This window comes from Providencia sp. wls1943 (assembly GCF_009706275.1).
Lineage (GTDB): Bacteria > Pseudomonadota > Gammaproteobacteria > Enterobacterales > Enterobacteriaceae > Providencia > Providencia zhijiangensis.
Map to the genome: position 1 here is coordinate 149656 of NZ_WLTU01000017.1, position 22165 is coordinate 171820.

The 22165-nt window shown below is 43.6% G+C and carries 22 protein-coding genes and 1 tRNA gene; 18 read left to right on the forward strand and 5 right to left on the reverse strand.

The window, feature by feature from the left end:
* The first annotated feature begins 844 nt into the window (after positions 1-844).
* Positions 845-1393 carry an RBBP9/YdeN family alpha/beta hydrolase gene (locus GKR48_RS08165; RefSeq protein ID WP_154627716.1) on the forward strand — a complete coding sequence of 183 codons (549 nt, stop codon included), beginning with the start codon at positions 845-847 and terminating at the stop codon, positions 1391-1393.
* Between the two features lie 76 nt (positions 1394-1469).
* On the opposite strand, the gene GKR48_RS08170 is transcribed toward GKR48_RS08165, so the two are convergent.
* Positions 1470-1546: transfer RNA gene (locus GKR48_RS08170), tRNA-Ile, on the reverse strand.
* Positions 1547-1901: 355 nt separating this feature from the next.
* Here GKR48_RS08170 and GKR48_RS08175 point away from each other — a divergent pair.
* Positions 1902-2975 carry an NAD(P)H-dependent amine dehydrogenase family protein gene (locus tag GKR48_RS08175; RefSeq protein WP_154627717.1) on the forward strand — a complete coding sequence of 358 codons (1074 nt, stop codon included), beginning with the start codon at positions 1902-1904 and terminating at the stop codon, positions 2973-2975.
* A gap of 59 nt (positions 2976-3034) precedes the next feature.
* On the opposite strand, the gene GKR48_RS08180 is transcribed toward GKR48_RS08175, so the two are convergent.
* On the reverse strand, positions 3035-3631 hold the full coding sequence (locus tag GKR48_RS08180) for a GNAT family N-acetyltransferase (RefSeq protein WP_154627718.1): 597 nt from the start codon (positions 3629-3631) through the stop codon (positions 3035-3037).
* A gap of 257 nt (positions 3632-3888) precedes the next feature.
* Between GKR48_RS08180 and GKR48_RS08185 the strand changes: the two genes are divergently transcribed.
* Positions 3889-5910, forward strand: a complete 2022-nt coding sequence (locus tag GKR48_RS08185; RefSeq protein ID WP_154627719.1) for an NADPH-dependent 2,4-dienoyl-CoA reductase — start codon at positions 3889-3891, stop codon at positions 5908-5910.
* Positions 5911-5975: 65 nt separating this feature from the next.
* Here GKR48_RS08185 and sstT read toward each other — a convergent pair whose 3' ends face one another.
* Positions 5976-7232, reverse strand: a complete 1257-nt coding sequence (sstT, locus tag GKR48_RS08190) for a serine/threonine transporter SstT (protein ID WP_154627720.1) — start codon at positions 7230-7232, stop codon at positions 5976-5978.
* Between the two features lie 350 nt (positions 7233-7582).
* Positions 7583-8554 carry a TerC family protein gene (locus GKR48_RS08195; RefSeq protein ID WP_154627721.1) on the reverse strand — a complete coding sequence of 324 codons (972 nt, stop codon included), beginning with the start codon at positions 8552-8554 and terminating at the stop codon, positions 7583-7585.
* Positions 8555-9165: 611 nt separating this feature from the next.
* Here GKR48_RS08195 and GKR48_RS08200 point away from each other — a divergent pair.
* The 5 genes from GKR48_RS08200 to GKR48_RS08220 all read left to right on the forward strand — a co-directional run bounded on the left by GKR48_RS08200 (position 9166) and on the right by GKR48_RS08220 (position 11693).
* The gene (locus tag GKR48_RS08200) at positions 9166-9825 is read left to right on the forward strand and encodes a DedA family protein (RefSeq protein WP_154603423.1); all 660 of its coding nucleotides are present in this window, start codon (positions 9166-9168) and stop codon (positions 9823-9825) included.
* 199 nt (positions 9826-10024) lie between these two features.
* Positions 10025-10330, forward strand: coding sequence for a DUF883 family protein (locus tag GKR48_RS08205; protein WP_154603424.1), 306 nt, complete (start codon positions 10025-10027; stop codon positions 10328-10330).
* A gap of 9 nt (positions 10331-10339) precedes the next feature.
* On the forward strand, positions 10340-10744 hold the full coding sequence (locus GKR48_RS08210; protein WP_154603425.1) for a phage holin family protein: 405 nt from the start codon (positions 10340-10342) through the stop codon (positions 10742-10744).
* Positions 10731-11033 (forward strand): YqjK-like family protein, encoded by a 303-nt coding sequence (locus GKR48_RS08215; protein WP_230086679.1) that lies wholly within the window; start codon positions 10731-10733, stop codon positions 11031-11033. Before GKR48_RS08210 ends, GKR48_RS08215 begins: the two co-directional genes overlap by 14 nt.
* A gap of 264 nt (positions 11034-11297) precedes the next feature.
* Positions 11298-11693 (forward strand): DoxX family protein, encoded by a 396-nt coding sequence (locus tag GKR48_RS08220; protein ID WP_132496578.1) that lies wholly within the window; start codon positions 11298-11300, stop codon positions 11691-11693.
* Between the two features lie 475 nt (positions 11694-12168).
* Here the strand turns inward: GKR48_RS08220 and GKR48_RS08225 are convergent, their stop codons facing one another.
* Positions 12169-13062 carry a LysR family transcriptional regulator gene (locus tag GKR48_RS08225; RefSeq protein ID WP_154627722.1) on the reverse strand — a complete coding sequence of 298 codons (894 nt, stop codon included), beginning with the start codon at positions 13060-13062 and terminating at the stop codon, positions 12169-12171.
* Between the two features lie 122 nt (positions 13063-13184).
* Between GKR48_RS08225 and GKR48_RS08230 the strand changes: the two genes are divergently transcribed.
* From GKR48_RS08230 to dagF, 10 genes are all read left to right on the forward strand, one after another.
* The gene (locus GKR48_RS08230; protein ID WP_154627723.1) at positions 13185-13892 is read left to right on the forward strand and encodes a pirin family protein; all 708 of its coding nucleotides are present in this window, start codon (positions 13185-13187) and stop codon (positions 13890-13892) included.
* A gap of 188 nt (positions 13893-14080) precedes the next feature.
* Entirely contained in the window at positions 14081-16018 is a 1938-nt protein-coding gene (locus tag GKR48_RS08235) for a BglG family transcription antiterminator (protein ID WP_336431134.1), read from the forward strand.
* Positions 16019-16500: 482 nt separating this feature from the next.
* Complete coding sequence (locus GKR48_RS08240; RefSeq protein WP_154627724.1) at positions 16501-16839, forward strand: transcriptional antiterminator; 339 nt, start codon at positions 16501-16503, stop codon at positions 16837-16839.
* Positions 16840-16883: 44 nt separating this feature from the next.
* Positions 16884-17249, forward strand: a complete 366-nt coding sequence (locus tag GKR48_RS08245; protein ID WP_154627725.1) for an SFCGS family glycine-rich protein — start codon at positions 16884-16886, stop codon at positions 17247-17249.
* A complete protein-coding gene (locus tag GKR48_RS08250; RefSeq protein WP_006659132.1) occupies positions 17249-17545 on the forward strand; it encodes a DUF4312 family protein in 297 nt (98 codons plus the stop codon). Before GKR48_RS08245 ends, GKR48_RS08250 begins: the two co-directional genes overlap by 1 nt.
* 26 nt (positions 17546-17571) lie before the next feature.
* Complete coding sequence (locus tag GKR48_RS08255; RefSeq protein ID WP_004258184.1) at positions 17572-18363, forward strand: DUF4311 domain-containing protein; 792 nt, start codon at positions 17572-17574, stop codon at positions 18361-18363.
* A 2-nt stretch (positions 18364-18365) separates the two neighbouring features.
* Entirely contained in the window at positions 18366-19016 is a 651-nt protein-coding gene (locus tag GKR48_RS08260; protein WP_154627726.1) for a DUF4310 family protein, read from the forward strand.
* A 165-nt stretch (positions 19017-19181) separates the two neighbouring features.
* Complete coding sequence (locus GKR48_RS08265) at positions 19182-20321, forward strand: amidohydrolase/deacetylase family metallohydrolase (protein WP_154627727.1); 1140 nt, start codon at positions 19182-19184, stop codon at positions 20319-20321.
* On the forward strand, positions 20305-21417 hold the full coding sequence (locus tag GKR48_RS08270) for a DgaE family pyridoxal phosphate-dependent ammonia lyase (RefSeq protein ID WP_154627728.1): 1113 nt from the start codon (positions 20305-20307) through the stop codon (positions 21415-21417). The genes GKR48_RS08265 and GKR48_RS08270 overlap by 17 nt, the downstream gene beginning before the upstream one ends.
* 1 nt (position 21418) lies before the next feature.
* Complete coding sequence (gene dagF / locus GKR48_RS08275; protein ID WP_154627729.1) at positions 21419-22159, forward strand: 2-dehydro-3-deoxy-phosphogluconate aldolase; 741 nt, start codon at positions 21419-21421, stop codon at positions 22157-22159.
* The last annotated feature ends 6 nt before the right edge of the window (positions 22160-22165 follow it).

Sequence of the window (22165 nt, forward strand, 5' to 3'; positions counted from 1 at the left end):
AATAAGAAGTTCAATAGGCAGTTATTTTTTGATACATTTACTCATATTACGATTATTCCGATACTGTAAAAATCAATTAGTTACAGATAATGTGTCATTGATTCATACTTAACAACATTTCTTTCACATATATCGGACATTACTTTTTTGCAATTCGTTACATCTTTGACGTGTATTATTATCTGTAATTATCCAATTACCACTATTCAGCGTAATAGTTTTTTGTATTTTCAATGCAAAATTTATATACGCCAAAAAGAAAATTATTAATTCAAATTTATCTCAGCTCGCCATACTCCCTAATAAATAAGAACTCAGTCTCATTTGTTATGCCTAATGAGAATTATTCAATGTGAATAAAATATATTCTGATCTAATCAGTGTTTCATTAAGGTACTATTTCACACTCAAATATAATTACCATAGTGATTATTTCTGGGGTGGATTGGGAAAATAGCTAGGTAGGAAATTAGAATGGCAAATGCTCTTTAGGTAAAAAGAAACAAAAAGGCTCAAATGCATTCATTGAGCCTTTATCAAATCAGATGAAATGCATTGAAGCCCGAAAATTCATTATCTAGTGAAGCATTATCCTTTATATGAGTAATATTTCTATAAGTTAAATTTAAACTCTTCCTACCTTAGATAATTTGACTTTAAGTCATTACAAACTCATGAAAAACGCATTAAATGCGTTAAAAACAAAACCATCAGAAGCTATTTCGTATTATTCCGAATGGCTTACTTAAATAACATTTTGATTTAACGCTAGCCGATAAATTGCTAGCTAACTTTAGTTCGTACAGATTAAGATTAAATTTTCCCAGACAACCTGAGAAGCAAGATGACGACCACTTTTATTATTGTTCCCGGCTATACCAATTCCGGCTCTCAACATTGGCAATCCTTTATAGAAAGAAAATACCATAATACTGTGCGAGTCATTCAGGATGACTGGAACGCCCCTAACCATAAATGGATAGAGTGCCTAAACGAGGTAGTTCAAAATACAGAGGGTGAATTGGTATTGATTGGACACAGTTGCGGAGCTGTTTGTGTGGCGCAATGGGCGAGCCAATTTCCCACCCATCGAGTAAAAGCGATGATCCTCGCCACCCCCGCGGATGTTGATTCCCCTTCTGCCCTACTCGATATTCAACAGCAGAGACCACTACCCAATAAAAAGCTTCCAAGTCCTTCTTTGCTTATTTATACCGATAATGATCCACATCTTGGCGCCGAAAAAGCCCATCAGCTTGCCGAAATGTGGGGCAGCCAGCTTATGTTGGTTAAAGGCGGCGAGCATTTAAATACCGATGCAGGATATGGCGAATGGCATGAGGGCGAGCGGTTGATTGAAGAGTTTACGGGAAGAGGGTTTGTTGGGCGGTAGTTTTTACCCGTGCTTCAGACACAAAAAAGCCACTTCTTTCGAAGTGGCTTAATGCGCTGATTTAACAGCTAAAATTTGGTGGCCCCTACTGGACTTGAACCAGTGACCAAGCGATTATGAGTCGCCTGCTCTAACCAACTGAGCTAAGGGGCCAAAGTGGTGCCGATTATACGTGCTGTTTTGGTGAAGGTCTAGTATTTCAAAACTATATGGTGAATTTGTATCCAAGCCATAGCATCAGCCTATAATTCAATGGCATAACATCATCAAAAGCCATCATTCCCATCTTAATTATCGGATTTTAATCTAGGATTCCATTCTTTATTAGAACGCCATTTATGAACAAACCTGCGTTAACAACTACCCTATAGTAAATAATCGGGCGTAAAAATTGAGTTTTCCCATTCTAATTTATTAAGCATTCTTTGTTCAATTGATTGATATAAAACAATAATTTTATACTTCATATAGAACATGATGATATTAGACAAACAGTTATAGGACGATAATGATGAAAAAAGTACGTGCAGTTCAATATGGTTGTGGAAAGATGGGCAAATTTCTCATCCGTTACCTACAAGAACACGGTGCTGAAGTTGTGGCGGCTTTTGATATCAACCCTGCCGTGATTGGCAAAGACATTGGTGAAATCGCGGGAACAGCACCAACTGGCGTAAAAATCCAGCCACTGAATGAAGCCGATAAAGCCCTAGAAACCTTAAAACCTGACGTGGGGATTATTGCGACCCTCAGCACCATGGCAGACTTAGAAGATGCATTCTCCCTTTTCGCTCGCCATGGCGTGAATGCAATCTCAACAGGTGAAGAAGCTCTCTATCCGTGGAACTCTTCCCCTGAAATTACTGAAAAACTCGATGCTTTAGCGAAAGCGAATAACTGCACTTTAGCGGGCAGCGGCTACCCAGATATGTTCTGGGGCGTGCTTATCGATACCTTGGCGGGTTCTATGCACAAACTGGTCAAAATCAAAGGCTCTAGCTGCTACAACGTGGAAGATTACGGCATCGCCCTGGCAAAAGGTCACGGTGCAGGCTTGACTGTTGACGAATTCAATCAGCAAATTGGTAACTATAACGACCTGCCATACGCGGTTATCGCTGAGAAAATCGAGAGCGGTGAATATGCGCCACCGTACATGTGGACACAAAATGGTTGGCTGTGTAGCCGCTTAGGTCTGACTATTACCAATCAAACTCAGCGCTGCGTACCGCAAATTGCCAAAGAAGATATCTATTCAGACACCTTAAAAATGACGGTGAAAAAAGGCGATGTATTAGGGTTATCTGCGGTGGTAATCACTGAAACGGCAGAAGGCGTCACCTTAGAAACCGAATGTATCGGCAAAATTTTAACGGCGGATGAGTGCGACAAAAACAGTTGGCAGCTAATTGGTGAGCCAGATACGGCGATTGAAGTGAATAACCCAGCAACTGTGGAATTAACCTGCGCAAACTTGGTTAATCGTATACCAGCGCTGATCAACAGCCCTGCTGGCTACACCACCACGGAAAAAATGCCAAATAACGTGTATATGACCAAACCAATACACGAATATTTATAATTAACTGATTTAATTAAATATTAATTATATAGCCTACATCCCGTGGGCTATTTTTTGACTTAGCGAGGCTTTGTCATCTGCCATTCTAAGTGACGACGCACTGCCGGCCACTCATTATTTAAGATGCTATAAACGCAGGTATCTCGTAGCTCCCCCGTACGAGTTAGCATATGGTTACGTAAAATCCCATCAAGTTTTGCCCCTAAGCGCTCAATCGCTTTGCGGCTTTGATGATTTAAAAAGTGCGTTCTTAGCTCCACAGCAACACACTCCAACTCTTCAAATGCATGTTTTAATAACAAGTACTTAGCTTCTGTGTTGATCGGTGTGCGCTGCGCTTCCGTCCCATACCATGTCGCCCCGATTTCTACACGGCGAACCCCTTGATCGATACGCATATACGACGTCATACCAACGGCTTTGCCTGTCCGCTTGTCAATAATCGCGAATGGCACCATCTCTTTTTGCTCAAAACGCGCAAGGCGCATGTCGACATCTTTCGCGACATTTTCCGGTTCAGGTACCGAGGTATACCACAGGTGATGCAGCTTATCTCGTTCAATAATCTCAGCATAAACAGCATCGTGGTGATGGGTTAATGGTTCTAATCGAACATGGTTGCCTTCTAAGGTGACAGCTTGGCAAATCTCTTTCATCGGCGTATTTCCTGAATAACTCGGTTGTGTGGAGTGAAAAACCATCAAATTATGATGTAAATAACCATTCTTCTTTGTTGTAACCATTTTTTATGACAGAAAAATAAAACAAAAGAAATAGTCCTGTAAGTTTAATTATTCCTCGTAAAACATATGATAAAAATCACAATTTTTTAACATTATTCTTAATTCAATTGTCCATTAGGCTACAGTTAACTCATCTGACCTGTTATTAATAGTCCCAAATGGGAGCCAATATGAGCAATTTTCCACATCTTTTTACCCCACTTGATTTGGGGCATACCGTTCTTAAAAACCGTATTTTGATGGGTTCAATGCACACCGGCTTAGAAGAGCATCCTCAAGGAAGCCAGCGCCTTGCCCACTTTTACCGACTTCGTGCAGAGAATGGGGTCAGCCTGATTATTACCGGCGGGATAGCCCCGAACCCTGAAGGGGCTTTAGCACCTCATGGCGCTATATTGAATCATCAAGACCAATTGCCATTTCATCAGCAAATCACCGATGCGGTGCATCAGGCGGATGGCAAAATTGCGTTGCAGATCTTGCACGCAGGTCGTTATGCCCTGCACCCAGCGTTGGTAGCGCCTAGCCCGATTAAATCCGAAATTACCCCATTTCCCCCTCGCGAATTAACTGCCGATGAAGTCCAGAGAACCATCGATGACTTCGTGAACACCGCTAAACTTGCCCAGCAAGCAGGCTACGATGGGGTCGAAGTGATGGGATCGGAAGGTTATTTAATCAACCAATTTATTACATCCCGCACCAATCATCGAACTGATGAATGGGGTGGAAGCTACCAAAATCGTATCCGTTTTCCGCTAGAAATCGTTAAACGTATTCGCCAAACGGTTGGGAAAAATTTCATTATTATCTATCGTTTATCCATGCTTGATCTTGTCGAAGGGGGATCAACATGGGATGAAGTCGAGCTATTGGCTAAAGAGATTGAAAGTGCGGGTGCCACCATGATCAATACGGGGATCGGCTGGCATGAAGCCCGAGTACCGACCATTGCGACGTTGGTGCCCCGCAAAGCCTTCAGCTGGGTGACGGAAAAATTAATGGGCAAGGTGAATATTCCGCTAATTACCACCAACCGCATCAATGACCCGTTTGTAGCGGAGCAAATCATTGCTAGCGGTCAAGCTGATATGGTTTCCATGGCGCGCCCTTTCCTTGCCGATGAAGCGTTTGTGTTGAAAGCCCAAGATGGTCGCTTTGATGAAATAAACACCTGTATTGGCTGCAATCAGGCCTGCCTTGACCAGATTTTTAATGGCAAACTGGCAGGCTGCTTGGTCAATCCACAAGCAGTACGCGAGATGGACTATCCCAATGAATTAGCAGATAAACCTAAAAAAGTGGCGATTGTCGGCGCGGGTCCAGCGGGGCTTTCTTGTGCAATCTATGCCGCCAAACGAGGCCATCAAGTCACGCTATTTGAACGCAGCAACCAAATTGGTGGACAATTTAATCTCGCTAAACAGATCCCTGGCAAGGAAGAGTTTTATGAAACTTTGCGTTATTTTTCGCGACAACTACAACTGCTCAATGTAGAGGTTCGACTCGAGCAGCTTGCACAAGCAAATGATTTAACGCAATTTGATGAAGTCATTATCGCCACAGGCGTTATCCCCCGCGCTATCAACCTCGCTGGCGCTGATCATCGCAAAGTCATGTCCTATCTTGAGGCTTTAAAACAGCCCGATAATGTCGGTAAAAATGTCGCGATTATTGGCGCTGGAGGGATTGGGTTCGATATTGCAGAACTCCTTACTCAGCAAGGGATCAGCAGCAGTTTAGATGATAATAAATTTAATCATGAATGGAATATCGATACCGCCATCACTACGCGAGGCGGGCTTTTCCCGACGAAAAAACAGTTAGAACCAACACCTCGCCACCTCTATTTATTGCAGCGTAAAAACAGCAAAGTCGGCGCAGGGCTTGGAAAAACCACAGGATGGGTACACCGCTTATCGTTAATGAAACGCGGCGTTCAGATGTTTAATGGTGTCGAATATATGAATGTGGATGATGATGGGCTGCATATTCGCTATCAAGATGAAAATATCTGCCTTACCGTTGATAATGTCATCCTTTGTGCTGGACAAGAACCTTATCGCCCATTGAAAGAGCAACTCGAAGAAATTGGCATTCACCCTCATGTGATTGGAGGGGCAGATGTGGCTACCGAGTTAGATGCCCGCCGTGCCATTGAACAAGGTATGAAAGTGGCTTATCAGCTGTAAGTTTTACTGCCCCATAAAAAAAACCCGCTAATTCAGCGGGTTTTCTTTTTGAAAGACGTGAAAGCTTAGTCTTGATTTTGAGATAACTCAGCATCCGCTTGAGCCAGTTTATCGTCTTCCGATAAACATACCGCCGCAGTGAAAAGCACGTCCGTTGAAGAGTTCAGTGCTGTTTCCGCAGAGTCTTGCAGTACGCCAATCATCACGCCCACTGCAACCACTTGCATCGCGACTTCGTTCGAAATACCGAACATATTACATGCCAGTGGGATCAGTAATAATGAACCGCCTGCCACGCCAGATGCGCCACACGCACAAACCGCCGCAACCACGCTTAATAATAGCGCCGTCGGGATATCAACAGGGATCCCCAGTGTATGCACCGCTGCCAGTGTTAATACGGTGATGGTTACCGCAGCACCGCCCATGTTAATAGTTGCACCTAGCGGGATAGAAACAGAATAGGTATCTTCGTGCAGATTCATACGGCGACACATCCCCATGTTCACCGGAATGTTAGCTGCGGAGCTACGGGTAAAGAAGGCGGTTACGCCACTTTCACGTAAGCAAGCGAACACTAATGGGTATGGGTTACGTTTGATTTTCCAGTAAACAATCAGCGGGTTAACCACTAATGCCACAATAATCATACAGCCCAGTAATACCGCCAATACGTGGAAGTAACCTTTTAAGGTTTCAAAACCGGTTGTCGCAATTGTTGAAGACACTAAACCGAAAATACCTAATGGCGCTAAACGAATAACCACACGAACCAGCTGAGTCACGCTTAACGAAAAATCGTGGATCATGGTTTTGGTGGTTTCATTGGCATGACGCAATGCAATACCTAAACCAATCGCCCATGCCAAGATACCGATATAGTTCCCTTTGATCAGTGCATCGACTGGGTTAGCGAAAATATTAATCAGTAAGCCTTTAAGCACTTCAGCAATATTACCCGGAGGCGTTAATTGCGTATCGCCTACAGCTAAAATCAAGCTTGATGGGAACATAAATGAGCCAATCACCGCCACAACAGCCGCGAAGAATGTCCCTAAAATATACAGTACTAAAATTGGGCGAATGCTGGTTTTTTGCCCTTGGCGATGGTTAGCAATGGACGCCATAACCAACACCCAAACAAGTATTGGGGCAACGGCTTTTAACGCACTAACGAACAGGTCACCCAGTAAGCCTACGTTTTTTGCTGCCGACGGCCATAACCATGCCAATAAGATACCTGCAATCAAGCCTGCTAGGATTTGTTTGACCAAACTACCTTGACTAATTACTCGCCATAACCCTGCTTTATTTGTATCCATAATAGACCTTTATAATTTATCTTTTTTAGGAATTAAATGTGTTTGCCGAGCCAGTATAAGGAATATTAATCTCCTGAAAAGGCTATTATTCAAAATATACACAATGATTGATTACAGTTAACATTAATTTTACATATCTGTGATCGTAATAGAGTTTTGTTTCTTATAGGAAACAGAGGACATAGAAAATGAGTGAGGGTTTTCAGATAGTTAAAATAAAAAAACACCTCAGATAAATCCAAGGTGTTTTTTAAAATTGTATCGATTACTACGAATAAGATTTAACGATCGGTTAAATCACGACCAGATAATCACGCTTCAGTGACGCGGATTTTTCCATCTCAACAGCATTATGACTTAATCAATTTTCTCGCTTCGTTGCGCTTATTCACGATGGTATTAACCACCAGCGTCAGAATTAAAATTGCAGCAACAGTACCTAACGAAACCGCAGTAGGAATATGGAAAATATCCATCAGCAACATTTTCACGCCGATAAAGCTTAAAATAATAGCTAAACCGTACTTAAGCATTGAGAATTTCTCAGCAACACCGGCTAATAAGAAGTACATTGCTCGTAAGCCTAAAATTGCAAACAGGTTAGACGTTAATACGATAAACGGGTCAGTGGTCACAGCAAAGATAGCGGGAATACTGTCTACCGCAAAGATAACATCACTGATTTCCACTAAGATTAAAACCAAAATTAATGGGGTAGCAAACAGCAATCCATTCTTTTTAATAAAGAATTTTTCGCCGTGTAACTCATCGGTCATCCGTAAATGTGAACGAACCCATTTAACTAATGGCTTTTCATTTATCGGTGAATCATCTTCTTTAGCAAACGCCATTTTGATCCCCGTAAACAGTAAGAACGCACCGAAAATATAGAGGATCCAGCTAAATTGCGTGACTAACCAGCTACCTGCAAAAATCATAATGGTACGCAGGACGATAGCCCCAAGTACCCCGTAAACAAGTACACGACGCTGTAAGTTTGCTGGAATAGCGAAGTAACCAAATAGCATTAACCAAACAAACACGTTATCCACGGCAAGGGCTTTTTCTAACAGATAACCGGTTAAGAACGCCATAGTTTGCGTGTTCGCGACTTCAGGTCCAACGGTATCATTAAAGTACCACCACAGGCCGCCCGCAAAAATCAGCGATAGAGTCACCCACAAGATGCTCCAGCCCGCCGCTTGCTTCATCGACATCGCCTGACCTTTATGTTTACCTTGCCAAAACATATCGATGAGTAACATCACAAGGATCATGACAGCAAAGCTGCCCCATAAAACGGGATTTCCAACAGAGTTCATTTTGATTCCTTTAAAAAACAAAAAACGGCTGATATCCAGAAGACATCAGCCGCTTAAACTGTTTTCACCCTAAGTAATCACTATACGGTTGTAAACGATGAGCAAACCTCGCCTTCTGGCAAGGTCTCACTTACAACACAGATCACCTAAGATAAGGAAATTGTGGTGCTCGGTTACCGGATGCAATTGTGTGCATCGTAATGACGATAATCCGACAGAAGAAGTTACTCCCCTTTGCTATGTGCACACAATAAGGTAATTAATCTTAAAAAGCAATGATTAGCTACCAATATGTTCATGCTATTTTTCGTTACCTAAACGTAAATAAACTGGTAAATAGTCAGATTAAATCCTCTTATTCAGCGCCATTCCCATTTTTTGTTATTTTAGAAAGGCAGTGGTTAAGAACCTAAAATGTAAAAATCAGCCGCAATTTAAATGAATTCTCAAAATAAGCTTAAAATTTACTGTTTAGTTATTTTCTGTTTTGTTAAAGTGATCGGGTTTTACACTAACAGCCCGAAGAAACAGTCGTTTTCTTCCGGCATTTACTTAATCCATTTCTGCTCAACAACATGTTTGTTGCTGTGATTGCCGTTTAGGAAACATTAATGGAATTAGTTAGAGAACTTTTTTTCGCCCTTTGGCACCAAGATTACGAAACCTTATCTAACCCATCGTTGATATGGTCGATTTATTTTATGCTGTTCATGATCCTATTATTGGAGAACGGCGTGCTCCCAGCTGCATTCTTACCCGGTGATAGTTTACTGATCCTTGTTGGCGTACTCATCGCAAAAGGTGCTCTTAGCTACCCATTAACCTTAGTGATTTTAACTGCGGGCGCCAGTATTGGTTGCTGGGTGGGTTATATCCAAGGTCGCTGGCTAGGTAATACAAAAATTGTCAAAGGCTGGTTATCACACCTCCCTGAACACTATCACCAGCGTGCCTATGGGCTATTCCATCGTCACGGCTTAGCTGCGCTACTGATTGGTCGATTCCTTGCATTTGTCAGAACATTACTACCAACCATCGCAGGGCTTGCGGGCTTGCAAAATGGGCGTTTCCAACTGTTTAACTGGTTAAGTGGGCTCCTTTGGGTGCTAATTTTGACCGCTATCGGCTATGGATTCGGTAAAAGCCCTATTTTCCAGCAATATGAGCATCAAATTATGAATGTCTTGATGCTTATTCCAGTTGGGTTATTAATTTTGGGTCTGATCGGCAGCATTGGTGTTGTCATCAAGAAAAAATTCGCCCGCAAATAAATAGCCGTCACTGAATCAAATCGAACAGCGGGAATGTATCGCAATTCCCGCTTTCCTCTATCTCAATTCGAAATCTATGCCAATTAGTGATTGCACTTAAGCTAAAAAAAGCTATTGTACTATTATTAATGTCATAGGCTATTAAGGTCATACGTTATTAAGGTATTGCGTTATTTTTCTATTGATAGGAGGTTCTACTATGTCGTCCAATCATTCTTCTGAAGATCTACGTGCTGAACTTAAATCACTCGCAGACTCTCTCGAATCCATTCTGAATAGTACTCAAGATAAATCAAAAGAAGAGATCGAAAACTTAAAGGCTAAAGCCCGTGAAGCCCTCTCCTCTTCAAAAGCTAAACTCGGTCAAGCCAGTGATAAAATCACCGAGCAAACCAAAGAAATTGCAGGCCAAGCAGATTGCTATGTGCGTGAAAATCCATGGAAAAGCGTGGGTATCGGTGCAGCCGTCGGTGTAGTCTTAGGCATGCTGCTCAGCAAGCGCTAATCATCGCTTATGGAACAGTCGCCACGTCAAGGACCCGCTAAGCGGGTTCTAGATTCTCTGCAAAGAATTGCGGGTATCACCGTTAATATGGTTGAAACCCGCATTCAACTTATTGCAGTAGAATTAGAAGAAGAGAAACTCAACCTTGTTCAGTTATTATTACTTGCAGGGCTGACTCTTCTATTTTCTGCATTTGGTCTGATGTGCCTTATCGGGCTTATTTTTTGGTCTGTGGATCCCGTCTATCGTTATCAAGCTTTCGCTATCACGACCGGAACACTGATTTTACTCGCGATTATCTTTGCTATTTGGACGTTAAAAAAAGCGAAACAGTCCACGCTACTAAGCGCAACCCGTGAACAACTTCGTAATGACGCTAAAGCACTGGCAGGAACCGATGATGAGCAAAAGTAAACGTCAGTTACTTGCAGAAAGAAAGTCACGCTTAGTCTCTGATATTGAGCTGCAGCGCATCCAGTTATCGGCCAGTAAGAAAGAGTGGCTACAAGCCACAGCGCCTTATGACCGCGCTTGGCAAACCCTGATGACCTTTCGCCCAATTGTTATCGCTGCGACGGGTCTTATCTCTATTTTTACCTTAAAACACCCCAATCGATTTATTTCACTGAGCAAGAAAGCCATTGCAACTTGGGGACTTATTCGTACCCTAAGAAGCAGCTTAAACAGTTCAAGTCAGAAATAACCCATCTCCTTAAGATAAAAATAGTCATTATTTGTCAATATGATAGATAAAAGTGCCCTTGGGCACTTTTTTTTCATACTCAATCACACACATTCAATTTTTTTGTCTATCTTTGTTAATAAGCTTAGCTTTTTATTGAATGAGCTAAGTAATAAGATACGCACATCCAAGATTTCTAGCCTTTTCGTGCTGAAACTTAGCTTATAACGCGATAAATATCGCACTTTATTTATATTTAATGACCGTATTATCTGGAGAGACTCAATGAAAAATTTAGAAAGTGGAGCTATTTTATTAGCACGTATTATGATGCCAATTCTGTTCATCGTTGCAGGTTACGGTAAATTAGGTGGGGCATATGAAGGCACTCAGCAATATATGCAAGCAATGGGCGTCCCAGGCTTTTTACTACCACTGACAATTTTACTTGAGTTAGGTGGTGGTCTGGCGGTGTTATTCGGTCTGTTAACACGCACAACCGCAATTTTCACTGCAGTGTTCACATTCTTAACTGCGATGCTGTTCCACACGAACTTCAGCGTTGAGCCAAACAGCTTGATGTTTATGAAAAATATGACCATTGCAGGCGGCTACATTCTGTTAGCAGTGACTGGCCCAGGCAAATTCAGTATCGACCATTTATTAAATAAAAAATGGTAATGAGCTCCAACCTCCTCGCCTATAGCGACCTATAGGCAGGGAGTCAATAGTACCCTCAAGTCAACATCCTTTTCCATAAGTTAAATGCCTTTGCACCTCTTGTCCGAGGTGCTTTTTTTTTGCTTTTATCGTTGCTTTCTTTTTATTTTCGCTTTTCGCTTTAAAAAAGAATTAAAGAATAGGTTACGAGTGATCTCTAAATAATTTGTATTGTAGGTAGGCGGTCAACGAGGATATCTCGGGGAGCATACATAAGTATGTGACTCGAGTAGCCGAGAGCAACCAACACCCCTACAATGCAAAGTATGACGAGATCACCCTCTAAATAATTTGTCTTGTAGGTAGGCGGTCAACGAGGATATCTCGGGGAGCATACATAAGTATGTGACTTGAGTAGCCGAGAGCAACCAACCCCCCTACAATGCAAAGTATGACGAGATCAACCAACACAGCTACAACTTAAAGTATGACGAGATCACCCTCTAAATAATTTGGGAATTTCTCGGAGACACCACGACTTTGCCTCTCCCATGCTATCGCGTCGCCACGCCATAATCATATTCGACTCATGACTAAACTCCGCCCCCACCACTCGCAGGCGCCCTTCCTTAATATCTTGCTCCACCAGCGAATATGGCATTGTCGCCACTCCTAGCCCTGCAATCAGCGCCTTGCGCTTATCTTCGATGCTAGATACCGTCAATCTTTGCTGCTTATCCAGCAGTTGCACGGTGATCACTGGGCGCTCACGGGCAGTATCTGCCACCGCAATACCTCGGTATTTCACGCGTGTGGTTTCAGAAAGCGGCTCGGGCTCTTGGTGAATAGGATGGTTTGGGCTTGCCACATAAATATGGTTCAGGGTATACAGCACTTTGGAGTTAATTTCAGAGGATGAACGGAAATGCATATCTGGTGCGATAACAATATCCGCACGCCCGGATTCGAGTCGCTCCCATGCCCCTGCTAGCACCTCAGTAATTAAAGAGAGTTGGGTGTCGGATTTCTCAGCCAGTTTATCCACCAGCGGGAATAAAGACTCTGCCGGAACCAGCGCTTCACACACAATCGTCAGGTGAGTTTCCCAACCTTTAGCCAGCGCCTCCGCATCCGAGGTGAGTTTATCGGCGGCTTCAAGTAACACCCGCCCACGCTCTAACAGCATGCGCCCCACATTGGTAAATTTAGTTCGATGTCCTGAACGGTCAAACAAAATAACATCAAGTTCTTCTTCTAACTTCTGCATGGTATAGCTCAATGCCGAAGGAACGCGACCCAGCTCTTCCGCCGCTGCCGCGAAGCTGCCACGCCTATCGATTGCATCCATCACCCTTAACGACTCAAGTGTTAATGCTCTCTCTTTGCTCATGATGTATCTCTTTCAGGAAATTTGAATGATGGAAACAGATTAACTGGCTAACAATTCAACGTCCAGATATTTATTATAACAATATATTACTAGCTATATATTTTGAGTGAGGGTTAACCATTATGATGAAATTAAGATCAGTTAACCATTGTGGGAAAGCAGACTACGGTTGGTTACAGGCACGCTATACTTTTTCGTTTGGTCACTATTTTGATCCAGACTTAATGGGCTTTAAAACCCTAAAAGTGCTAAATCAAGAAGTGCTTGCGCCAGATAATGCTTTTCAACCAAGAGTTTATCCTCATGTTGATATTGTGAACATCATCCTGCAAGGCCAAGCTGAATACCGCGATAACGTAGGTAATACCGTCAGTGCAAAAGCAGGGGAATGCGTCAGTTTTTCACCTCGTCCTGACCTGAGCTACAGTGAACACAATATCAGTGAGACAACGCCATTAACACGGCTTCAGTTGTGGCTAAATGCGTGCCCACAACAGGAATCTATGCCTCCCCAAAAGTTGGCATTAGCGGAGAAAGATAACAAGCTTATCGCGTCACCCGATGGGGACAATAATAGCCTACAACTTCGCCAAAAAATTTGGATAAGCCAGATTTATCTTGAACCTAATGAGTCGAAAGCCCTCGTATTACGAGGTAAAAATGCCTACCTGCAATCCATTCATGGTGGTTTACAGGTTAGCGGAAAAGAATCGCAATCTTTATCAATGAGCTGTAACGATGGTTTATTTATCCAAGATGAAAATTCCCTAACGCTCACCAGCGACCGAGCATTTAGAGGTTTGTTAATTGATTTAGGTGAATCGTTTTAATTCTATTCAGGGGCGGAAAAAGTGAATTTAATCCGTAGATCGCGCAAAATTTGCGAATAGATTCGCAAATTTCATCATTTCTATTTCCGCTATCCTGATACCACTGTGTTAGAGTCCAGCCATAAGACAGTTAAAAAACCATCAGTTTTTAACTCCGAACTTTATTTTTTGATTTTAAAGGGGTTCTTGTGGCTTTATTCATTTTGCAGCGACACAATCAAATTTTCTCTCGGATCCTCAATGAGGTTGTCCCTCAAGATGAATTAGCGAAACAGTTTTCCGTTTCCACCCGCACTATTCGTTCAGATATCAATGAAATCAACGAATTAATCAAAGATCATAGCGCTCATATTATGTATGAACGCGGGCGGGGGTATCGATTAAAAATCGAAAATGATGAAGTTTTTTCTACATTTACCAAACTTAATGATAAAAACAGCCAAATCCCACGCACCAGCAAAGAGCGTATTGATGCCCTATTACTCAAGCTGCTAATGCTGTCCCTACCTGTCAAGCTCGATGATATTGCCGAAGAGTGGTTTGTTAGCCGCAGTACCATTCAGCAAGATATGGGAGCCGTTCGTGAGCATCTTCATCGCTATCAAGTGCAATTGGAGAGCATCCCCCATCAAGGGATCCGCTTAAATGGTAGTGAGTGGGCTATTCGTGCTTGTATGACTGAAGCACTCTGGCGGCAGTTTAGCGAGCAAATCACTCCCGACCTCGCCACATTCACCCCGGAAAGTCTGGACAATCTCGATTTAACCTATATCGATAAAGTGGTTCATAACAGTTTGAATCGCTTTGATATTCGTATCAGCAATGAAGGCCATCTTTATCTTGTATTTAACTGCGCCGTCACCATTTTGCGTATTACCCGCGGCCATGAACTCACTGCCAGCGTCAACAACGAAGAGTTAGAAGAAATCATTACTCAAGCCAGTGATGAAATTTCTAAAGGGCTAATTTACTTCCTTGGTAATGATTTATCCGCAGCTGAATTGAGCTTTTTACACGACCAAATCATCGCGCAGCGTATTAGTAACCAGCATGCATCAACACAAAAACATCATCATCACAATGAGTTATCTGAATATATCTTAAATTATATCAATGAGTTGTATAACTATGATTTGCGGAATGATGAAAAGCTAAAGAAAGATCTGAATACCCATCTTTCAGCCTTAATGACTCGCCTTCAATACCATATTTCCACCCCAAACCCGCTGCTTTCAGACATTAAACAGTATTATCCATTTGCTTATGATGTCACGTTAAGCGCCTTAACCAGTGCCAGTAAGCAGCTGCTTCCACATCCCATTAATGAAGATGAACTGGGTTACTTAGCGGTGCACATTGGGGTTAGCCTTGAACGAAATTATGGGGCAGGTTCCGCACGCCAGACGGAAGTGTTAGTGGTCACGGATGCGGGTAACTCCACCTTTCGCGTGGTGGAATCCAAAATTATGCGTGAATTTCCGCAGCTCAAATTTAGCCGGGGGCTAACGCTGCAAGAGTATGAATCGTTGGATGAAGTCGCAGAAAACTTTGTGATCACCACCGTACGGATCTCAGAGAAAAATAAACCCGTTATTAAAATTGCACCCTTTCCAACCCCCTACCAGCTCGAACAAGTGGGTCGCTTAGCGATGGTGGATCAGACCCGTCCCTATATTATTGAACGCTTCTTCGATGAACGTTTCTTTATGGTTATCAATGAAAAAATTAGCCAAGAGACGCTGTTCAAAACTGTCTGCCAGAAACTGCAATTAGAAGGCTATGTCACCGCAGATTTTTATCCTTCATTGCAAGAACGGGAATCGATTGTCTCGACATTGCTGGGCGAAGGGATCGCCCTTCCTCACTCTTTAGGGTTACTTGCCAATAAAACCATCGTGACCACTATCCTTGCCCCGCAAGGCATCGAGTGGAACAAAGAGACCAAAGAGAACGCCTATGTGATTTTCTTATTGGCAATCAGCAAAACTGACTATGAAGAAGCGATGGCGATTTATGATTTGTTTGTCACCTTCGTCAAAGAGAAAACCACCCGCCGTCTTGTGAATGTCAAAAATTTCAATGAGTTCCAAGCTATCGCCAAAGATAGTCTCGCGCGAATTTTGTAGTTTCCTTTTACTTCCACCTCCTTGTGGAAAAAGGGAGGTGGGAACTATTTACGTGATCCTAACCACAACTCCACCAAATGATTTTTAGTCCAAATTGTCCACTTCATGCGTAAACCAACGTAAGTGGAAGTGAAGATTTCCACTCTATATAGATTTCCACAAATTCATTTCCACTTTTATTTATTAACCTAAGAGCTATTTCCACTATTCCAAAAATGTCTTTAATAAATTGAAATATAATAAATTTATTATATTACTCATTATCCAATCATCCCAATTCACCCTCTGAATGTGTTAGTTTTTCCAGTTAACTTCCTCTTAGAGCGAAAATTAATCGCCACCCTTCCAGTTTCACTTCCAAAATATTTCCACTTTGAACTGGAAATTCCCTGTCTGCAAAATTATTCAAGAAGCGATTAAGGTATTAGTCATGAAGAAAAAAGTGATTTGATTTGAAATATTACCTTGGATTTTAAACAGTTATGAATGAATCAGTTGTAGTTTTCAAAATGTTAGAAGACGATCTTGATATCCATCAGGTCACACAAGAACTGCTAGCAGTGATTACTGACTGGCTCAAACTGGAGGGTTGCTACACCACAGATGTACAGCAACAAATGCTGGAGTCTCATCTACGTGCCATGGTCGCTCGAGCCAAAACCGGTGAAGCCTTACCGGAAGTGGATATCAGTTTATTTGATGAAATCTCGGGTCACTCCATTGCATTAGCGCAACGCGTTGTCGATACCTTGCCAGGGCTTGCGCCAGAAGAGACTTATTTGCTCTCAGTTCACTTTGAAGTTGCCCGTTCTAATGATTAATTTTTAGCACCTTATTTTTAGCATTCGGTCTTGGAGAATATTTTATGAAACAGATAGTTATTGTTATCGGCGATCGTTTAGGTAAAGGGCAAAAAGTGGCTGTGGGCGTTGAAGCTGCCGGCGGAAAAGCCATCGTTGTTCCCGGTGTCGCTGCTGACATGAAACTGGGGGATGTGATGAACCAAGAACAAGCTGATCTTGGCATTTCATTCTGTGGTAGCGGTGGTGCAGGCGCCATTACAGCTCAAACCAAATATGGCTACAAAGCGCGTTATGGGATGCGTTCGATTGAAGAGGGAGAAACCGCCATTGCTGAAGGTTGCAATGTTTTAGGTTTCGGTTTTATGGACAAGGAAGAGTTAGGCGAGCGCTTAGTTAAAGCTTTTAATAAAAAATACGGCAACGCTTAATGAAAAAATCTATCGAAACGACTGTACGGGTGACAGGGCAAGGCGACACAAAGCAAAAAGCGATTGCTGACGCCTTAAATTCGATTCAAAAAACCGTACTTAAGAACAGTACCGACATCATTCTGCGGATAGAACCCAAGGATGTTGAGGTTGTTAGTGCTCACTCTCATTCGCGGACAGAAAAGTTTCTTTTTCTCTTTTTGCCACGCAAACGTGAACATTTCCGAGTTGTTCTCGACGTTTCGCTGGATGTTACCTTACTTTCTGTCAACGAAATTCCATTTACAGAACAATAAAAGCAATCAGGTCTGGAGTAAATTCCATGAGTGAAACTGCATCTTTCTTAGAAATATTGGGCATGTCCCTCATTATCGGCGGTCTCTGCGGCTTTGGTTTAGGCGCAGGGGCGGCACGTATGTTCCACGCGCCAACCGTTCAAGGTATGGGCGCATTCCGCACCCTTGGTGAGTTAAACGCGTGTGAGGGCGACCCTGCATCACACTTCTCATTCGGCTTAGGATTCTTCTTCAACGCATGGGCATCATCGGTCGCTGCGGGTGCCTTCACCCAAGACGTTGATCACCGCATCATCCCTAACTGGGGTGCCGCTGCTCTATTAACTAAAAACCGCAGTGTGGCAGATACCCTGCATAACCCGAAAAAAATGGCGATTGCCTGTGCCATTATCGGGGCATTGGTGGTCGCCTTCTTAAATACCACGGCGTCCGCAGTACCCGCCGCGCTACAAACCACCGCGATCAACGTACTGGTTCCGGCGGCTAACTTACTGGTTAACACCGTGATGCCCGTGATTTTCTGGTTAGCCGCGATGGACGCAGGTCGTCGTTCCGGTTTCTGGGCAACCTTATTTGGTGGTTGCGCCCAATTAATCATGGGTAACGCTATCCCAGGTTTAGTGTTAGGGATCTTGATTGGTAAAGGCGTGGATGACAATGGCTGGAACCGTATCACTCGTACCATGATGATCACCGTTGTTCTGCTGTTCGTTCTCAGTGGCTTCTTCCGCGAGTTTGACCTGAAGATGATCACCTCTTTCAACTTAGACAAACCACTGTGGCTTGAATATGTCCACGGACTGCTGAGCGGGAAATAATCATGACAACTGAAATTAATAAACAAGACTTTTGGTACGCGGAATGGTCTTTCCCTATCTTTGTTGGTCTGTTATCTGCAGGGATCTTCGCGGGTACCCATATGTACGTCGTGTACGGGTTTGGCGCATTTAACGAAGTAGCTTTCGTCGCCATGTTACGCGCTGGGCTAGATACTGGGGTTTACGGTGCTGTCGCCGCCTTTGGTGCAAGCTTCCTGTTTGCGCGAATTATCGAAGGGTCACTAGTGGGGATTTTGGATATCGGTGGTGCGCTACAAACCGGTATTGGTTTAGGGGTTCCCGCCCTATTTTTAGCCGCAGGCTGGGATATTTTAGTCACCAACTTCTGGATTTCCCTGATCACAGGTTTATTCCTTGGTGTGCTTATCGGCTTAATTATCGTGTTCGCCCGTAAGTTTACCATTGCACAAGCGAACTCAACGTTTGGTGCGGACGTCATGATGGGCGCAGGTAACACGTCAGGTCGTTTTTTGGGTCCATTGATTATCCTTGCCGCAATGGCCGCGTCTATTCCGATTGGTATTGGCGCACTGATTGGTTCACTGATTTTCTATGTATGGCAAAAACCAGTCGCCGGTGGCGCTATCTTAGGCGCAATGTTATTTGGGTATTTCTTCCCACTCGCAGTTTAATAGCGTTTAGAACAAACACTTGAGCATACTCTAAATAATTCAAGCTGCAGCTAGGCGGCAAGCGACGATATCCCTAGGAGCATACATAAGTATGTGACTAGGGTAGCGAAAGAGCAGCCAACAACACTGCGGTTTGAAGTATGACGAGTATGACAGAGGGATATTATGTACTCACTAATAATCAAACACGCCAAGCGTATCGATGGTTCAATTATCGATATCCTAATCAAAGATGGAAAAATCGAAGCAGCGGGTCCTGAGCTTTCCCACAATCAGCAAGCTGAGAAAATCATTAATCTTGAAGGAAAGCTGTATGTTAGCGCTGGATGGATTGATTCTCACGCCCACTGTTTTGCCGAGTCGCCGATTTACTTCGATGAACCAGATCTCGCTGGTGCTGCTGGCGGTGTCACTTCACTGGTTGATGCGGGTAGTGTGGGTGCTGATGATATTGACAGGTTTTATCGGCTAACCACTCAATCCAAAACTAATGTCTTCTCTCTGCTGAATATTTCGCGCATTGGCATTATTGCTCAGAATGAGCTGTCCAACATGGACAATATCGACGATGCGAGTTTTCAAGCCGCACTTGAGCGCCATCCCAGCTTTGTGGTGGGCATGAAAGCGCGTATGAGCAAAAGTGTAGTTGGTGAGAATGGTATTGCGCCTTTGGTTAAAGCCAAAGAAATGCAGAAAAAGCACCATCTTCCATTAATGGTACACATTGGAAATAACCCGCCTAATATTGATGAAGTCGCTGACTTACTCACCCGTGGGGACATCATTACTCACTGCTTTAATGGCAAACCAAATAAAATTTTAGGGGATGATGGATACCTAAAACCGTCTATTGCCCGCGCCCTCGCCCGTGGTGTGATCCTCGATGTGGGTCACGGCGGTGAAAGCTTTAGCTTCAAAGTCGCAGAGCAAGCCATGCGAATTGGCACCTATCCAGACATTATCAGCTCAGACATCTATCACCGTAACCGTGTGAATGGCCCTGTTTATAGCCTTGCATTCGTGATGACGAAATTCCTGTGCATGGGCTTTAGCGCCGAACAAATTTTACGCTGTGTCACTGAGAAAGCCGCAGATTTACTGTCGCTTCCTGCTAAAGGTTATTTAAGACCGGGCTTTGATGCTGACATCACGCTATTTGACCTCAAAGAAGAGGCAACCGAGCTGACGGATGCCGACGGCGAGCATCGCATCGGTACCCATCGTTTTGTTCCTGTTGCTGCCATCGTTGGTGGAAAGCACATTATTCCTGCACAAGGCGAATCTGAACATGCAATCAATCTATGAAAAATATCAGTTAAAACACGTTATTAATGCCTCCGGTCGTATGACCATCTTAGGCGTTTCTACCCCAACGCCTGAAGTGATCGAGCGTGTAACGTATGGGTTGAACCATTATTTTGAAATTAAAGACTTAGTAAACAAAACCGGGGAGTACATCGCTCAACTGCTCAATGTTGAAGCTGCGGTTGTGGTTTCCTGTGCCTCTGCAGGTATTGCTCAAGCGGTGGCGGCGGTGATTGTACAAGATGATGAGGATTTGCTGCTTAACTTGCACTCCTCCAGCAAATCCGTTCCTCGTGAAATTATTTTACCAAAAGGGCATAACGTGAACTTTGGCGCCCCCGTGGACACGATGGTCACGTTAGGTGGCGGTAAAGTGGTTGAAGCCGGTTTTGCGAATGAATGTAGCGCTGCGCAGTTAGCAGCAAAAATCACCCCGCAAACCGCCGCCATTTTGTACATCAAATCCCACCATACCGTACAAAAGAGCATGTTAACTGTGGCGGAAGCCGCCAAAATCGCGCATGCCCACCAGCTTCCGTTGATCGTGGATGCGGCCGCGGAAGAAGATTTAACTGCCTACTACCAAGCGGGGGGCGACCTTGTGATTTACAGTGGTGCCAAAGCGATTGAAGGGCCGACCAGCGGCTTGGTTGTTGGTAAAAAACAGTATGTTGAATGGGTTAAACGCCAATCTCAAGGCATTGGCCGTGCGATGAAAGTTGGTAAAGAAGGTATTTTGGGCTTAACACTGGCTATCGAGCAGTACCTTACCGCCACCAAAGAAACTGGGGCACAGATGGTTAGCCGTATGGATAAATTCCTTAAAGATTTAAATGCGATAGCCGGTATTTCAGCCCGTATTGTTTGGGATGCCGCTGGGCGTGATATCGCCAGAGCCGAGATCAGTTTCGATGAAAAAGCGCTTGGTAAAACCACCTACCAAATCATGGATGAGCTGAAGCAAGGCAATACCGCGATTTATTTTCGTGAGTACAAAGCCAATGAAGGTAAGGTTGAGGCCGACATTCGCAGCGTCAGTACCGAGCAACTTGACGTCATTTCGCAGCAAATTCGTACGCTAGTAGAAGGAATTTAACATGAAGTTGTCACCAAATTTTTACCATGACCGTGTGTGCCTGAACGTCCTAGCGGGGAGCCATCAAAACGCAAAAGAGATTTATGCCGCGGCGGAGAGTTTTGTGGTGGTAGGGGTGTTATCCAAAAATTATCCTGATCTTGAAAGTGCCATTGCGGATATGAAGGTGTACGCCAAGGAAGTACACAATGCGTTATCTGTCGGTTTAGGTGCTGGCGACCCTAAGCAGTCCACCATGGTGTCTCTGATTTCAAAAGAAGTTCAACCACAGCATGTGAATCAAGTATTTACAGGTGCACCGATTAGCCGTGCGCTACTGGGTCAGAATGAAACGTTCGTCAATGCGTTAATTTCCCCAACAGGCACCGTGGGTATGGTGAAAATCTCAACAGGTCCATTAAGCGCTCAAGCACCAGATGGCATTGTGCCGATTGAAACCGCCATTATGATGCTCAAAGATATGGGCGCAGATTCAGTGAAGTTCTTTAATATGCAGGGGTTGAAGTATATTGAGGAATACAAAGCTATCGCAGAAGCTTGCGCGAAGTTTGATTTTTCTTTAGAGCCAACGGGCGGTATTGATTTAGAAAATTTCGCCGAGATCCTGCAAGTCGCCCTCGACGCGGGTGTGAAGAAAATCATCCCGCATATTTACAGTTCTATTATCGACAAAACTACTGGTGATACCCGCCCAGAGGATGTCCGCCAATTGCTAAACATGGTCAAAAACGCGGTAAATTGATGTGGC